This window comes from Acidovorax sp. GW821-FHT09A11 (assembly GCF_059418365.1).
In genome coordinates this window covers 645,522-659,179 of sequence record NZ_JBWKPS010000002.1, presented here as the reverse complement: position 1 = coordinate 659,179, position 13,658 = coordinate 645,522, and the positions used below count along the sequence as shown (strand labels likewise).

14 protein-coding genes are annotated in these 13,658 nt (G+C 66.9%); 3 read left to right on the top strand and 11 right to left on the bottom strand.

The window, feature by feature from the left end; genetic code table 11:
• The first annotated feature begins 54 nt into the window (after window positions 1-54).
• Together AC07PV_RS07145 and AC07PV_RS07140 are read left to right on the top strand one after the other, a co-directional pair.
• The gene (locus tag AC07PV_RS07145) at window positions 55-954 is read left to right on the top strand and encodes a LysR family transcriptional regulator (RefSeq protein WP_218340667.1); all 900 of its coding nucleotides are present in this window, start codon (window positions 55-57) and stop codon (window positions 952-954) included.
• Between the two features lie 58 nt (window positions 955-1,012).
• Window positions 1,013-2,188: a PA0069 family radical SAM protein gene (locus AC07PV_RS07140; protein WP_218340668.1), complete on the top strand. Its 1,176-nt coding sequence runs from the start codon at window positions 1,013-1,015 to the stop codon at window positions 2,186-2,188.
• A gap of 72 nt (window positions 2,189-2,260) precedes the next feature.
• On the opposite strand, the gene AC07PV_RS07135 is transcribed toward AC07PV_RS07140, so the two are convergent.
• From AC07PV_RS07135 to AC07PV_RS07125, 3 genes are all read right to left on the bottom strand, one after another.
• Complete coding sequence (locus AC07PV_RS07135) at window positions 2,261-4,027, bottom strand: phosphoethanolamine transferase (protein WP_218293925.1); 1,767 nt, start codon at window positions 4,025-4,027, stop codon at window positions 2,261-2,263.
• A gap of 34 nt (window positions 4,028-4,061) precedes the next feature.
• On the bottom strand, window positions 4,062-4,928 hold the full coding sequence (fghA, locus tag AC07PV_RS07130; RefSeq protein ID WP_218293926.1) for an S-formylglutathione hydrolase: 867 nt from the start codon (window positions 4,926-4,928) through the stop codon (window positions 4,062-4,064).
• A gap of 90 nt (window positions 4,929-5,018) precedes the next feature.
• Window positions 5,019-6,140 carry an S-(hydroxymethyl)glutathione dehydrogenase/class III alcohol dehydrogenase gene (locus tag AC07PV_RS07125; protein WP_218340671.1) on the bottom strand — a complete coding sequence of 374 codons (1,122 nt, stop codon included), beginning with the start codon at window positions 6,138-6,140 and terminating at the stop codon, window positions 5,019-5,021.
• 216 nt (window positions 6,141-6,356) lie between these two features.
• On the opposite strand from AC07PV_RS07125, the gene AC07PV_RS07120 reads away from it, so the two are divergent.
• Window positions 6,357-7,367, top strand: a complete 1,011-nt coding sequence (locus tag AC07PV_RS07120) for a GlxA family transcriptional regulator (RefSeq protein ID WP_218293928.1) — start codon at window positions 6,357-6,359, stop codon at window positions 7,365-7,367.
• A 56-nt stretch (window positions 7,368-7,423) separates the two neighbouring features.
• On the opposite strand, the gene AC07PV_RS07115 is transcribed toward AC07PV_RS07120, so the two are convergent.
• The 8 genes from AC07PV_RS07115 to sdhC all read right to left on the bottom strand — a co-directional run bounded on the left by AC07PV_RS07115 (window position 7,424) and on the right by sdhC (window position 13,649).
• The gene (locus tag AC07PV_RS07115; protein WP_218340673.1) at window positions 7,424-7,825 is read right to left on the bottom strand and encodes a carboxymuconolactone decarboxylase family protein; all 402 of its coding nucleotides are present in this window, start codon (window positions 7,823-7,825) and stop codon (window positions 7,424-7,426) included.
• On the bottom strand, window positions 7,767-8,228 hold the full coding sequence (locus AC07PV_RS07110; RefSeq protein ID WP_218340674.1) for a MerR family transcriptional regulator: 462 nt from the start codon (window positions 8,226-8,228) through the stop codon (window positions 7,767-7,769). The genes AC07PV_RS07115 and AC07PV_RS07110 overlap by 59 nt, the downstream gene beginning before the upstream one ends.
• A 257-nt stretch (window positions 8,229-8,485) precedes the next feature.
• Window positions 8,486-9,796 carry a citrate synthase gene (locus tag AC07PV_RS07105; RefSeq protein WP_218293931.1) on the bottom strand — a complete coding sequence of 437 codons (1,311 nt, stop codon included), beginning with the start codon at window positions 9,794-9,796 and terminating at the stop codon, window positions 8,486-8,488.
• Between the two features lie 63 nt (window positions 9,797-9,859).
• Window positions 9,860-10,189, bottom strand: a complete 330-nt coding sequence (locus AC07PV_RS07100) for an FAD assembly factor SdhE (protein WP_218340675.1) — start codon at window positions 10,187-10,189, stop codon at window positions 9,860-9,862.
• 30 nt (window positions 10,190-10,219) lie between these two features.
• Window positions 10,220-10,924, bottom strand: a complete 705-nt coding sequence (locus AC07PV_RS07095) for a succinate dehydrogenase iron-sulfur subunit (protein WP_218293933.1) — start codon at window positions 10,922-10,924, stop codon at window positions 10,220-10,222.
• Window positions 10,925-10,949: 25 nt separating this feature from the next.
• Entirely contained in the window at window positions 10,950-12,758 is a 1,809-nt protein-coding gene (sdhA, locus tag AC07PV_RS07090; RefSeq protein ID WP_218293934.1) for a succinate dehydrogenase flavoprotein subunit, read from the bottom strand.
• 25 nt (window positions 12,759-12,783) lie between these two features.
• Window positions 12,784-13,149: a succinate dehydrogenase, hydrophobic membrane anchor protein gene (gene sdhD, locus AC07PV_RS07085; RefSeq protein WP_124515511.1), complete on the bottom strand. Its 366-nt coding sequence runs from the start codon at window positions 13,147-13,149 to the stop codon at window positions 12,784-12,786.
• 65 nt (window positions 13,150-13,214) lie between these two features.
• A complete protein-coding gene (gene sdhC, locus AC07PV_RS07080; RefSeq protein WP_218293935.1) occupies window positions 13,215-13,649 on the bottom strand; it encodes a succinate dehydrogenase, cytochrome b556 subunit in 435 nt (144 codons plus the stop codon).
• Window positions 13,650-13,658: the final 9 nt, after the last annotated feature.

Here is a 13,658-nt window from a genome sequence, read left to right as displayed (position 1 = left end):
GGCGGGCATGCGTCATCCATCAATACAATGAAACGACTAAGCGGTATTCATCCAATGCATATCAAGGACATCGACCTCAATCTGCTGCGGCTGTTCGACGCGGTCTACCGCACGCGCAACGTGAGCCGGGCCGCCGAGCTGCTGGACCTCACCCAGCCCGCCGCCAGCCAGGCGCTGACGCGGCTGCGCCTGCTGATCAAGGACCCGCTGTTCGTGCGCGCGGGCGGCGGCGTGGAGCCCACGCCCAAGGCCGACCGGCTGGCCGATGCGGTGCGCGGCGCGCTCGGACTGCTGGAGGAGGCGCTCAACGAGTCCGCGCTGTTCGACCCGGCGAATTCGCGCAAGGTGTTCCGCATCCACATGAGCGACATCGGCGAAGGCCGCTTTCTGCCGGACCTGATGGTGGCGCTGCGGCGCGAGGCACCCGGCGTGCGGCTGGAGACGCTGCCCGTGCCGCGCAGCGAGATCGCGCAGCGGCTGGACAGCGGGCGCATCGACTTCGCCTTTGGTTTCCTGCCGACGGTGAAGGACACGCAGCGCGTGGAGCTCATCCAGGACCGCTACGTGGTGCTCCTGCGCGCCGGCCACCCCTTTGCCGCGCGAAGGCGCGCCGGGGCCGGCCTGCTCAAGGACCTGCGGCAGCTGGAGTTCGTGGCCGTGCGCACGCATTCGGACACGCTGCGGATCCTGGAGATGCTGCAGCTCGAAGACCGCCTGCGCCTGACCACCGAGCACTTCATGGTGCTGCCCGCCATCGTGCGGGCCACGGACCTCGCGGTGGTGATGCCGCGCAACATCGCGCGCACCTTCGCGGCCGATGGGGGCTACACCCTCATCGAGCCGCCCTTGCCGCTGCGGGATTTCACGGTGTCGCTGCACTGGAGCCGCCGGTTCGAGAGCGATCCGGGCAACCAGTGGCTGCGGGGGGTGATCGAAAGGCTCTTCCGCGAGTAGGGTGTGGTGGGGGGAGGGCGGTGCGCCTCGCTTCAAATAACTGTATATTCATACAGTCATGAAGCCAAACCCTGCCGCCGACCCCGACCTGCCTGACGCACCGGCGGAAGTGCGCGTCCCCCTGCAGGCCATCCGGGGCCGGGGGGCCTCCACGGCCATGCCGCACCGGTTCAGCCGCGATGTGCGCGAGGTGGTGGATGATGGCTGGAACCACGGCCCGCAGGGCGCGGGAGGGGCGGATGGGGATGATGATGGCGGCGGGCCCGCCCCCGCCACCACGGTGCACCTGGAGACGGCCCGCAGCGCCATCTGCGCCAACGACTCCCCCGACATTTTTTTCGAGCTGTCCGTCAATCCCTACCGGGGGTGCGAGCACGGCTGCGTGTACTGCTACGCCCGGCCCACGCACAGCTATCTCAATTTTTCGCCCGGGCTCGACTTCGAGACCCAGATCGTGGCCAAGCACAACATCGCCGAGGTGCTGCGTCGCGAACTGGCGCAGCCGCGTTATGTGCCGCGCCTGCTCAACATCGGTTCGGCCACCGACTGCTACCAGCCCGTGGAGCGCGAACTCAGGCTCACGCGCGGCCTCATCGAGGTGATGCGCGATGCACGGCACCCGTTCTCGCTCATCACCAAGTCGAGCGGGGTGGAGCGCGATCTCGATCTGCTCGCGCCGCTGGCAGCGCAGCAACTGACCGCGGTGTACGTGACGATCACCACGCTCGACCCGCTGCTGGCGCGCCGCATGGAGCCGCGCGCCGCCGCCCCCCACCGGCGCCTTCGCACGCTGCGCACGCTGGCCGAGGCCGGCATTCCGGTGGGCGTGAGCGTGGCCCCGCAGATCCCCTTCATCACCGAAGACATGGAGCAGGTGCTGGAGGCCGCGCGCGATGCGGGGGCCAGGAGCGCGTTCTATACAGTGCTGCGCCTGCCGTGGGAGCTGGACGCGGTGTTCCGCGAATGGCTGCAGGTGCACTACCCGCAGCGCGCGGCGCGCGTGATGGCGCGGGTGCAGGATTTGCACAATCTCGATGCGGCCCAGCGCAGTGCGGGCAAGAGCTACGACAGCAGCTTCGCCACCCGCATGAAGGGCAGCGGCCTGTGGGCGGACATGCTGCGCCAGCGGTTCGCGGGGGCGTGCCGGCGGCTGGGGCTCAACCGGGAGCGGCTGGAGCTGGACCTGTCGCAGTTCAGGCCGGGGCTTGCGCGCGGGCAGGGCAGCCTGTTCTGAGCCAGGCCGGGCTGCGAGGGAAGTGGAAGTGGCCGGAGCTGGCCGGAACGCACAAGTCCGGCTTGCTCGCCGTCACAGCCTGCGGCTGCCGCCGGGGGGCGCGGCCATCGCCTGTGCCTGGTGGCGACAGGCGGTGAACATGTCCAGGTCCGGGTTGTAGGCCCCCGTCGTCACGTCCAGGAGGCCGAGCACGGAGTGAAAGTAGTTGTCGTGCGTGATGCGCCGTTCGGCCAGGTCCTGCTGCAGGCAGCCCGTGGCCGCACCCGTGCGCGATTGCATGGCGGGCGAGAGCCAGGTGATCCAGGGCACGTGCTTTTGCACGTCGGGCGCGATGGCGTAGGGCAGGCCGTGCAGGTAGAGGTTGTTCTCGCCCAGTGATTCACCATGGTCTGCTACATAAACCATAGCTGTCTGCGCTTGTTCGGAGCGCGTGGAAAGCCATTTGAGCACTGAGTCGAGGAAAAAGTCGGTTTCCACGATGCTGTTGTCGTAGGCGTTCACCACCTGCTGGCGTTCGCATTCCTGCAGCGCCGTGGAGGTGCATTCGGGCAGGAATTTCTTGTGCTCGGGTGACGAGCGCTTGGAGTAGGCGGGCCCATGGCTGCCGATCTGGTGCAGGACCACCACGGTCCCGCGCTGGCGCTGCTCGGCGGGCAGCGCGGCAATGCGGGCGTCCAGGTCCTTGAGCATGATGCGGTCCAGGCATTCGCCCCGGGTGGGGCACAGCGCGGGGTCCTGCAGTGCCGACGTGTTGGTGTCGCCCAGGCGGTCGCACACCCCCTTGCAGCCCGACTGGTTGTCCACCCAGAGCACGGCCAGCCCGGCGTGGTGCAGCACATCGACGAGGCTCTCGAAATTGGCTGCGCGCGCCTCGTAGCCGGTGCGCCCCAGGTGCGAGAACATGCAGGGCACCGACGCGGCGGTGCTGGTGCCGCAGGACCACGCGTTGCGGGCGCTCACGAGGTCGGTGCGGGCCGAAAGAAGCGGCGTGGTGCCACGGCCATAGCCGTTGAGCCCGAAGTTGCCGCTGCGGCCGGTTTCGCCCAGCACCAGCACCAGCAGGGGCGGTTGTTTCTGCCCCGCATAGCTTGCGCCCAGCCTGGCATCGCGCCCCAGCGGCAGCAGTTTGCTGGTGTCGATGCGCAAGGGCCTGGTGGCGATGTTGCCCAGCGCGTACACGCTGTTGAGCGGGTTGATGAGATAGCGCAGCTTGGTGTGGTTGCGCATGGTGGATGCGAAGTCCTGGAACACCATCAGCAGGCACACCACGATGACCGCGATGGCTCCGAGCAAGAGCGCGCCGTTGTGGGCCGCGTGCCGCAGGCCGCCCAGGCGCTGCACCGGAGTGCGGTAGAGCCACGCCAGCGGCGGTACCGCCAGCGCCAGCACGGTGCCCGCCATGCGCCAGCCGAGCAGGTCGCCCGCCTCGTGGGCATCGGTCTGCAGCACGTTCACGAGCATGCTGGCATCGATGGCGATGCCGTAGGCGAGCATGAAGTAGGCCCCGAAGGCTGCCATCACCACCAGCACCACTGCCGCGGGCTTGAGCGTGCCCCGCCAGGCCAGGAGGCTCAGCAGGGCCGCGTTGCCGGCGGCCACGATGACCACGAACGCCACGGCAAAGGCCCAGCCGCGCGCGCTGCCGTGGCCGGGCAGCTCGGCCACCTCGCGCCACAGCGGCACGTTGCAGGCCGTGGCCAGCCAGGCGCTGATGAGCACCACCACCCACGCGGGGTGCAGGTGGCGCGGTGCGGGTGCGGAGGAAGCTGGGGCTGGAGACCGGGGCCCGGCGCCCGTGGCTGCATGGGAAAGCAGCAGGCGCTGCAGGATCAAAGGCATGGGCGCACTGTGGCGCCCGAGACTTAAGGCCGCATTAACGTCCGGGGGCCTGCAGGGTCCTGGCGTGGTGCCTCAGGTGGTCGGCCATGAAGCTCTGGATGAAGTAGTAGCCGTGGTCGTAGCCTTCGTGGCGCCGCAGGGTGAGCGGCTGGCCGACGGCCTGGCACGCCTCCTCGAACAGATGCGGGTGCAACTGCGTGGGCAAGAACTTGTCGGCCAGGCCCTGGTCGATCAATATGCCGGCCGGGTAGGGCGCCACCGGCTGGTGCTGCACCAGCACCGTGGCGTCGTGCTCGATCCAGCCCGTGCGGTCTGGCCCCAGGTAGCCCGTGAAGGCCTTCTCGCCCCAGGGGCACTGCGTGGGCGCGCAGATCGGCGCAAAGGCCGAAAGGCTCTTGAACCGCCCCGGGTGGCGCAGCGCCAGCGTGAGCGCGCCATGGCCGCCCATGGAGTGGCCGCAGATGCCCAGGCGCTCGCCATCGATGGGCAGTTGCGCCGCCACCTGCGGCAGCAGTTCCTTCATCAGGTAGCTTTCCATGCGCCAGTGGCGCGCCCAGGGCGCGGCCGTGGCGTCCAGGTAGAAGCCCGCGCCCACGCCGAAGTCCCAGCTCTCGGCCTCGCCCGGCACGTTGGCACCGCGTGGGCTGGTGTCGGGCGCGACCAGCGCCAGGCCCAGCTCGGCTGCCAGGCGCTGGGCACCGGCCTTGACCATGAAGGTTTCTTCCGTGCAGGTCAGCCCCGCCAGGTACAGCATGGCGGGCACAGGGCGCTGCCGCGCCTGCGGCGGCAGGAAGACCGAGAACTTCATCGGCAGGCCGATCTCGGCAGAGGCGTGCTGGTAGAAGCGCTGCTCGCCGCCAAAGCAGGCGTGGCTGCCGAGCAGGTCCAGGGAGGTGGTCATGTGGATTGCTTCAAAATTGATAGCTCGCAGCGCATGAAGGACAGGCGCTGGGGGCTGTTTTTACCTTGATTGATCGCCTGCGGGGCAGGCTCAGGCGGCATACTTGACCACGGAGCGGATGGACTTGCCCTCGTGCATCAGGTCGAAGGCTTCGTTGATGTCCTTGAGGCCCATGGTGTGCGTCACGAAGGGCGCCAGCTGGATCTTGCCGGCCATCGCGTCTTCCACCATGCCGGGCAGCTCGCTGCGGCCCTTCACGCCGCCAAACGCCGTGCCCAGCCACTTGCGGCCGGTGACGAGCTGGAAGGGGCGGGTGGAGATCTCCTGCCCCGCGCCCGCCACGCCGATGATGACGCTCTGGCCCCAGCCGCGGTGCGCGCATTCGAGCGCCGCGCGCATCACGTTCACGTTGCCGATGCACTCGAACGAATGGTCCACGCCCCAGGTGGTCATCTCGACGATGACCTGCTGGATCGGCTTGTCGAAGTCCTTGGGGTTGATGCAGTCGGTGGCGCCGAAGGTGCGGGCCAGGTCGAACTTGGAGGGGTTGGTGTCGATGGCGATGATGCGCCCGGCCTTGGCCAGCTTGGCGCCCTGGATCACCGCCAGTCCAATGCCGCCCAGGCCGAACACCGCCACCGTGTCGCCTTCCTGCACCTTGGCCGTGTTCTTCACCGCGCCCAGGCCGGTGGTCACGCCGCAGCCCAGCAGGCAGACCTGCTCGGGGTTGGCGTCGGGGTGGATCTTGGCGAGCGAGACCTCGGCCACCACGGTGTATTCGCTAAAGGTGCTGCAGCCCATGTAGTGGTAGATGGGCTGGCCGTTGTAGCTGAAGCGGGTTGTGCCGTCGGGCATCACGCCTTTGCCCTGTGTGGCGCGCACGCTCACGCACAGGTTGGTCTTGCCGCTCTTGCAGAACAGGCACTCGCCACATTCGGCGGTGTAGAGCGGGATCACGTGGTCGCCGGGCTTCACGCTGGTCACGCCTTCGCCCACTTCCACCACGATGCCAGCGCCTTCATGGCCCAGCACCACGGGGAACAGGCCCTCGGGGTCGTCACCGCTCAGGGTGAAGGCGTCGGTATGGCACACGCCGGTGTCGGTGATGCGGATGAGCACTTCGCCCTTTTTGGGCGGGGCGACGTCGATCTCGACGATCTGCAGGGGTTCTCCGGCCTTGAAGGCCACGGCGGCTTTGGATTTGAGGGTCATGGTGGGTCAACGGGTTGGTCGGGGAAGGGCGGCGGCGAGGCTCTTTGGCCGGCAGCGCGCAGGGGGACCGCATGACTGTAGGCCATGTGCAGGGCCTGGTGGAGCCCGTGGCCGCAGATCCTGGGGTTATGGCCGGATTCGACGGCATGGGCGGCAGCCGGACATTGCCTCCCGTATAGTCGGGCGCCTTTCATTTCCGCTCTGCCGACCGACCCCATGGACCACCACCACGCCAACAGCCCGCACCGCGTCGATCTCGTGGTCTACCCCGGCTTCAAGGCGCTGGAGGCCGTGGGCCCCATGTCCGTGTTCGACTATGCCAACGTGCACCTGCGCCAGCATGGCCGGCCCGACGGCTACGCGGTGCGCGTGGTGGCCGCGCAGGCGGGCGCGGTGCCATCGGACACCTTGATGGCACTGAACGCCACCCACACCCTGGCCGAACTGGAGCAGGGCGGCGCGGGTTGCACCGTGATCCTCGTGGGGTCGCGCAATATCGAGCAGGTGCTGGCGGCCTCTCCCGAACTCGTGGCCTGGGCGGCAAGCGTGGCCCCGCGCGTGGACCGCATGATCGCCCTGTGCTCGGGCAGCTTCTTCCTGGCCGCCGCCGGCCTGCTCGACGGCCGGCGCGCCGCGACGCACTGGAGCGTGGCGGCCCTGCTGCGCCAGCGCTATCCGGCCATCGAGGTGGACCCGGACGCCATCTACGTGCGCGACGGCCCCCTGTGGACTTCGGCCGGCGTCACCGCGGGCATCGACCTGGCCCTGGCGCTGGTGGAAGAGGATTTTGGCCACGCCCTGGCGCTGGAGGTGGCGCGCGACCTCGTCATGTACCTCAAGCGCCCCGGCGGGCAGTCGCAGTTCAGCGTGCAGCTGGCCAGCCAGGGCACGGGCCACCGCGACATCCAGGCGGTGCAGAACTGGGTGCTGGAGCATCTTGCGGAGCCCATGCCGCTGGCGGCCCTGGCGGCACGCGCGGCGATGAGCGAGCGGCATTTCCGGCGCGTGTTCACGCAGGAGACGGGGCAGACCCCCTCGGCCTTCGTGGAGTCCGCGCGGCTGGAAGGAGCGCGGCGCCTGCTCGAGTCGCAGGCCGGGTTGCCGCTCAAGACCGTGGCCGCGCGCATGGGCATGGGTTCGGAGCAGGCCTTGCGGCATCTGTTCGTGCGCCATCTGGGGATCACGCCGCTGGCGTACCGGGAGCGGTTCAGCAGGGCGGGCGGCTAGTGGCCGCCGGACGGGCAGCCCGGCCGTAGCACGCCCGCATCCGGCGTGGCCCACGCTCATGCAGCAGCCTGCGCCGTGCTGCGCGGCGGTGCCGCGAAAACCTCGCGCGCGGCGGCCAGCCCGTTGAGCGCCGCGGGAAAGCCGGCGTACACCGCCATCTGCATGATGACCTCGACGATTTCCTCGCGCGTGACGCCCACGTTCAGCGCCGCCTGCAGGTGCACCTTGAGCTGCGGCGTGGCGTTGCCCATGGCGGTGAGCGCCGCGACGACGGCGATCTCGCGGCTTCTGAGGTCCAGGCCGGGGCGTGAATAGATGTCGCCGAAGGGAAACTCGATCAGGTAGCGGGCAAAGTCCGGTGCGATGCCGGCGAGGCTGTCGATGACCTGTTCGCCAGCCTCACCGTCGATTTCGCGGAGTTTGGCCAGCCCTTGTTCGTAGCGTGTGCGGTGGTGCATGGAGGGTGCTTTCATCAGGGGTGGATGCGGTGTCCAGGGAAACCTCGACCGCCCGGTAGTGCGCGATCTTGGCCTGCAGCACCTGGGCCGACTGCTGCATCGCCGCGATGGCGGCCTGCACGTCGTTCAGGTGCGCTTGCAGCATCGCGCGCCGTTGCGGCACCGTGGCATCCCCTTCGCCGCGAAGCCTGGCGAAGGCCTGCATCTGCCCGATGGGCATGCGGGTCTCGCGCAGGCGCAGCAGGAACCCTATCCACTCCATGTCCGCTGCCGCATAGCGGCGCTGGCCGCCCGCCGCGCGGGCCACTGGTGCGATCAGCCCCGCGCGCTCGTAGTAGCGCAGGGTGTGCGCCGTCAAACCCGTGCGCCGTGCGACATCGTTGATGGTGAGGTGGGATTCCATGAAAGCGATCCTAAAAGTTCGAGTGCACTCCAAGTCAAGGGGCATCTTGCGCCGACGTGCGCAGGAGGGGCCCGCGCGCCATGCGGCGGGGCGCGGGGCCTGGGGCCTGGGCCGCGAGGGGCGGCCCCGGCGTTTGCGCACAGGCAAAGAAAAAGCCCGCCAATGGCGGGCTTGGGGAGGTTGTCGCGGACTGGCGCCCCAGGGAGCGCCGCGCCGCCAGCCAGCCAGCCAGCCGTGGACGGCTGGCGCGCGGCCGATCAGCGCTTGGACAGGGGCGGTACGTCGCGGCGTTCGGAGCCGGTGAACAGCTGGCGGGGGCGGCCGATCTTGTACTCGGGGTCGCCGATCATTTCGTTGAGCTGGGCGATCCAGCCCACGGTGCGGGCCAGCGCGAAGATGCCGGTGAACAGGTTCACGGGGATGCCGATCGCGCGCTGCACGATGCCGGAGTAGAAGTCCACGTTCGGGTAGAGCTTGCGCTGCACGAAGTAGTCGTCTTCCAGGGCGATCTTTTCCAGTTCCTTGGCCAGCTTGAACAGCGGGTCTTTTTCCAGGCCCAGCTCGGCCAGCACTTCATTGCAAGTCTCTTGCATGAGCTTGGCGCGCGGGTCGTAGTTCTTGTACACGCGGTGGCCAAAACCCATGAGCTTGACGCCGGAGTTCTTGTCCTTGACCTGCTTGATGAACTCGCCGATCTTTTCCACGCCGCCCTGGGCCTGGATGTCGTACAGCATGTTCAGCGCGGCTTCGTTGGCGCCGCCGTGGGCGGGGCCCCAGAGGCATGCCACGCCGGCGGCGATGGCCGCGAACGGGTTGGTGCCCGACGAGCCGCACAGGCGCACGGTCGAGGTCGAAGCGTTCTGCTCGTGGTCTGCGTGCAGGATGAAGATGCGGTCCAGCGCGCGTTCCAGCACGGGGTTGACCTTGTACTCTTCGCAGGGCGTGCCGAACATCATGCGCAGGAAGTTGCCTGCGTAGGAGAGGTTGTTCTGCGGGTACATGTAGGGCTGGCCCATGCCGTACTTGTAGGCCATGGCCACCAGCGTGGGCATCTTGGCGATCAGGCGGATGGCGGCGATCTCACGGTGCTGCGGATTGTTGATGTCCGTGCTGTCGTGGTAGAAGGCCGACAGGGCGCCCACCAGGCCGGTCAGCACCGCCATGGGGTGCGCGTCGCGGCGGAAGCCCCGCAGGAAGAACTGCATCTGCTCGTTGACCATGGTGTGGTTGGTCACGCGGCTGGTGAAGTCGGTCTTCTGCGCTTCGTTGGGCAGATCACCGTACAGCAGCAGGTGGCAGGTTTCCAGGAAGTCGCAGTTCTGGGCCAGCTGCTCAATGGGGTAGCCGCGGTACAGCAGTTCGCCCTTGTCTCCATCGATGTACGTGATGGCCGACTGGGTCGCTGCCGTCGACAGGAAGCCCGGGTCATAGGTGAACATGCCCGTCTGCGCATACAGCTTGCGGATGTCGATGACATCCGGGCCGATGCTGCCCTGGTAGACCGGCAGGTCCACGCTGGGGCTGCCGTTGCTGAAGGACAGGGTGGCTTTGTTGTCAGCTAGCTTCATTGTTACTTTCCTTGGGTAGGTTGCCGATAATGATCCGGTCTTGGGGCATGCACCTTGGCCGCGTCAGGCGTGGAAAGCCGTCGTCGCGCCACCGCTTTGTCTCAGCATGCCGAGCACTTCGCGCGCTTCTTCTGTGTCTTGTTCGCCCTGCGGCTCGCGCCGCCGCAGCAGCAGGTCCAGCAGGTCGTTGTCCGCCAGGTCCATGAGCGCGCGCAGGCCCTGCGCATGGCGCTGGGTGAGCGTGGGCTCGTAGCGGGCAAAGAACTGTTCGATGAACAAGTCGTTTTCAAGCAGGCCGCGCCGGCAGCGCCAGTGCAGCTTGCTCAATTCGCGCTCGTCCAGCAGCGGCGAGCCCGCTGCTGGCGCGATGGATGGAGTGGACAGGATTTCCATGGACTGGCGTCTGGGAGGGGCGTTGCCAGGTCAGATGGCGCGGCGCACCATCAGTTCCTTGATCTTGCCGATGGCCTTCGTGGGGTTCAGGCCCTTGGGGCACACGTCCACGCAGTTCATGATGGTGTGGCAGCGGAACAGGCGGTACGGGTCTTCCAGGTTGTCCAGGCGCTCACCGGTCGCGTCGTCGCGGCTGTCGGCGATGAAGCGGTAGGCCTGCAGCAGGCCGGCGGGGCCCACGAACTTGTCGGGGTTCCACCAGAAGCTGGGGCAGCTCGTGGAGCAGCTGGCGCACAGGATGCACTCGTACAGGCCGTTGAGCTCTTCGCGCTCTTCAGGCGACTGCAGGCGCTCGCGGTCGGGGGCCAGTTCTTCGTTAATCAGGTAGGGCTTGATCGAGTTGTACTGCTTGAAGAACTGCGTCATGTCCACGATCAGGTCGCGGATCACGGGCAGGCCCGCCAAAGGCTTCAGGACGATGGTGCCCTTGAGCGTGTTCATGTTGGTCAGGCAGGCCAGGCCGTTCTTGCCGTTGATGTTCATGGCATCCGAGCCGCAGACGCCTTCGCGGCACGAGCGGCGGAACGACAGGGAGGGATCCTGTTCCTTGAGCTTGACCAGTGCGTCCAGCAGCATGCGTTCGTGGCCGTCGAGTTCGATCTCGATGGTCTGCATGTAGGGCTTGGCGTCCTTGTCCGGGTCGTAGCGGTAGATTTGGAATGTGCGCTTTTGCATGTTTCTTCTCTCGTGGGGCTACTGTTTAGAACGTACGGACCTTGGGGGGCACGCTGTCCACCGTCAGGGGCTTGAGGTTGACCGGCTTGTAGTCGAGGCGGCTGCCTTCGCTGTACCACAGGGTGTGTTTCATCCACTCCTTGTCGTTGCGGCCCAGCGGGAACTCTGCGTGGTCGGCAGGGTGCTCGTAGTCGTACACGGTGTGGGCGCCACGGCATTCCTTGCGGGCCGCTGCCGAGACCATCGTGGCCTGCGCCACTTCGATCAGGTTGTCCACTTCCAGCGCTTCGATGCGCGCGGTGTTGAACACCTTGGACTTGTCCTTCAGGGTCACGCTGCCGACGCGGCTGCGGATCTCGGCGATCTTCTTGACGCCTTCGTCCATGCTGACCTGGGTGCGGAACACGCCGGCATGCTGCTGCATGGTGGCGCGGATGTCGCCCGCCAGGTTCTGCGCGTAGATGCCTTCGTTCGATTGGTCGAGCTGGTTCAGGCGCTCCAGCGTGCGGTCGGCCGCATCCTTGGGCAGGGGCTTGTGTTCCTTGTTCTTGTTGTTGAACTCGACGATATGGCGGCCGGCGGCCTTGCCGAACACCAGCAGGTCCAGCAGCGAGTTGGTGCCCAGGCGGTTGGCGCCGTGCACCGACACGCAGGCGCATTCGCCCACTGCGTACAGGCCATTGACCACTTCGTTGTGGATGCCATTGGCCTGGCGCACCACCTGGCCGTTGATGTTGGTGGGCACGCCACCCATCTGGTAGTGGATGGTGGGCACCACGGGGATCGGCTCCTTGGTGATGTCCACGTTGGCGAAGTTGACGCCGATCTCGTACACCGATGGCAGGCGCTTGTGGATGGTGTCCGCGCCCAGGTGGTCGAGCTTGAGCAGCACGTAGTCCTTGTTGGGACCGCAGCCACGGCCTTCCTTGATTTCCTGGTCCATCGAGCGGGACACGAAGTCGCGCGGGGCCAGGTCCTTCAGGGTGGGCGCGTAGCGCTCCATGAAGCGCTCGCCATTGCTGTTGAGCAGGATGGCGCCTTCGCCGCGGCAGCCTTCGGTCAGCAGCACGCCGGCGCCAGCCACGCCGGTGGGGTGGAACTGCCAGAACTCCATGTCCTGCAGCGCGATGCCGGCGCGTGCCGCCATGCCCAGGCCGTCACCGGTGTTGATGAAGGCATTGGTCGAGGCTGCGAAGATGCGGCCCGCACCGCCGGTGGCCAGCAGCACGGTCTTGGCTTCCAGGATGTACAGGTCGCCGGTTTCCATTTCCAGGGCGGTGACGCCCACCACGTCGCCGTCGGCGTCGCGGATCAGGTCCAGGGCCATCCATTCGACGAAGAAATTGGTCTTGGCCTTCACGTTCTGCTGGTACAGCGTGTGCAGCATGGCGTGGCCGGTGCGGTCGGCGGCGGCGCAGGCGCGCTGCACGGGCTTTTCACCGTAGTTGGCCGTGTGGCCGCCGAAGGGGCGCTGGTAGATCGTGCCGTCGGGGTTGCGGTCGAATGGCATGCCGAAGTGTTCCAGCTCGTACACCACCTTGGGGGCTTCGCGGCACATGAACTCGATGGCGTCCTGGTCGCCCAGCCAGTCGGAGCCCTTGATGGTGTCGTAGAAGTGGTAGTGCCAGTTGTCCTCGGACATGTTGCCCAGCGAGGCGCTCACGCCGCCCTGTGCCGCCACGGTGTGCGAACGGGTGGGGAACACCTTGGACAGCGAGGCCACGTTCAGGCCTGCGCGGGAGAGTTCAAGCGCGGCACGCATGCCGGAGCCGCCTGCGCCGACGATGACGACGTCGAACTTGCGCTTGGTGATGTTAGCGTTGGTGTAGCTCATTATTTTTTGCCTTCAGTCGGGGGATTCAGAGACGCCACAGAACCTGGATACCCCAGCCAGCACAGCCGACCAGCCAGACGATGCTGAACACCTGCAGCGCCAGGCGCAGGCCCACGGGCTTGATGTAGTCCATCAGGACTTCACGCAGGCCGATCCACGCGTGCCAGGCCAGCGCAATGATCACGGAGAACGTCAGCACCTTCATCCACTGGGCCGAGAAGATGCCGGCCCACTTGTCGTAGCCGATGGGGCCCTTGGAGAAGATGACCTGGGCCAGCAGGGCCAGGGTGAACAGGGCCATCAGGACCGCCGTGACGCGCTGGCTGAGCCAGTCGCGCAGGCCATAGTGGGCGCCGACGACGACGCGCTTGGAACCGTAATTGACGGACATGGAGATTTCCTATCGTTTTCGGCGGGCACTGCCTGGCAGCAGCCACCGTTTCATGGGTTGATCGATCAGTACAGGCCGAAGAGCTTGGCGCCCAGCACCAGGGCCAGGGCGATGCTGATCGCGAGCACGGTCAGGGCCGAGGTCTTGCCGAATTCCTTGTTCACCGCGCTGTGGCTCACATCCATCCACAGGTGGCGCAGGCCGGCGGTGAAATGGTGCAGGTACGACCAGATCAGGGCCAGGGCCACCAGCTTGATGAACCAGCCGGGCACGAAGCCGATGCCGATGCTGAACGCCGAGGTGAATTTGGCGAACGAGATTTCGGACGACACCGAGGTGTCGAACATCCAGATGATGAAAGGCAGCAGCAGGAACATGATCAGCCCGCTGCCGCGGTGCAGGATCGAAACCCACGCTGCAGGCGTCATGCGGTAGGTGGTCAGGTCCTTGAAGGCATTGATGTTGCGGAATTCAGGCCGTTTCTTGGCGAGTTCTGTCATGTTGTGTGC

Bases quoted from the DNA above. Each gene is read 5' to 3' on its own strand.
- AC07PV_RS07145 (WP_218340667.1), top strand. From the start codon at position 55: ATGCATATCAAGGACATCGACCTCAATCTGCTGCGGCTGTTCGACGCG.
- AC07PV_RS07140 (WP_218340668.1), top strand. From the start codon at position 1,013: ATGAAGCCAAACCCTGCCGCCGACCCCGACCTGCCTGACGCACCGGCG.
- AC07PV_RS07135 (WP_218293925.1), bottom strand. From the start codon at position 4,027: ATGCCTTTGATCCTGCAGCGCCTGCTGCTTTCCCATGCAGCCACGGGC.
- fghA (WP_218293926.1), bottom strand. From the start codon at position 4,928: ATGACCACCTCCCTGGACCTGCTCGGCAGCCACGCCTGCTTTGGCGGC.
- AC07PV_RS07125 (WP_218340671.1), bottom strand. From the start codon at position 6,140: ATGACCCTCAAATCCAAAGCCGCCGTGGCCTTCAAGGCCGGAGAACCC.
- AC07PV_RS07120 (WP_218293928.1), top strand. From the start codon at position 6,357: ATGGACCACCACCACGCCAACAGCCCGCACCGCGTCGATCTCGTGGTC.
- AC07PV_RS07115 (WP_218340673.1), bottom strand. From the start codon at position 7,825: ATGCACCACCGCACACGCTACGAACAAGGGCTGGCCAAACTCCGCGAA.
- AC07PV_RS07110 (WP_218340674.1), bottom strand. From the start codon at position 8,228: ATGGAATCCCACCTCACCATCAACGATGTCGCACGGCGCACGGGTTTG.
- AC07PV_RS07105 (WP_218293931.1), bottom strand. From the start codon at position 9,796: ATGAAGCTAGCTGACAACAAAGCCACCCTGTCCTTCAGCAACGGCAGC.
- AC07PV_RS07100 (WP_218340675.1), bottom strand. From the start codon at position 10,189: ATGGAAATCCTGTCCACTCCATCCATCGCGCCAGCAGCGGGCTCGCCG.
- AC07PV_RS07095 (WP_218293933.1), bottom strand. From the start codon at position 10,924: ATGCAAAAGCGCACATTCCAAATCTACCGCTACGACCCGGACAAGGAC.
- sdhA (WP_218293934.1), bottom strand. From the start codon at position 12,758: ATGAGCTACACCAACGCTAACATCACCAAGCGCAAGTTCGACGTCGTC.
- sdhD (WP_124515511.1), bottom strand. From the start codon at position 13,149: ATGTCCGTCAATTACGGTTCCAAGCGCGTCGTCGTCGGCGCCCACTAT.
- sdhC (WP_218293935.1), bottom strand. From the start codon at position 13,649: ATGACAGAACTCGCCAAGAAACGGCCTGAATTCCGCAACATCAATGCC.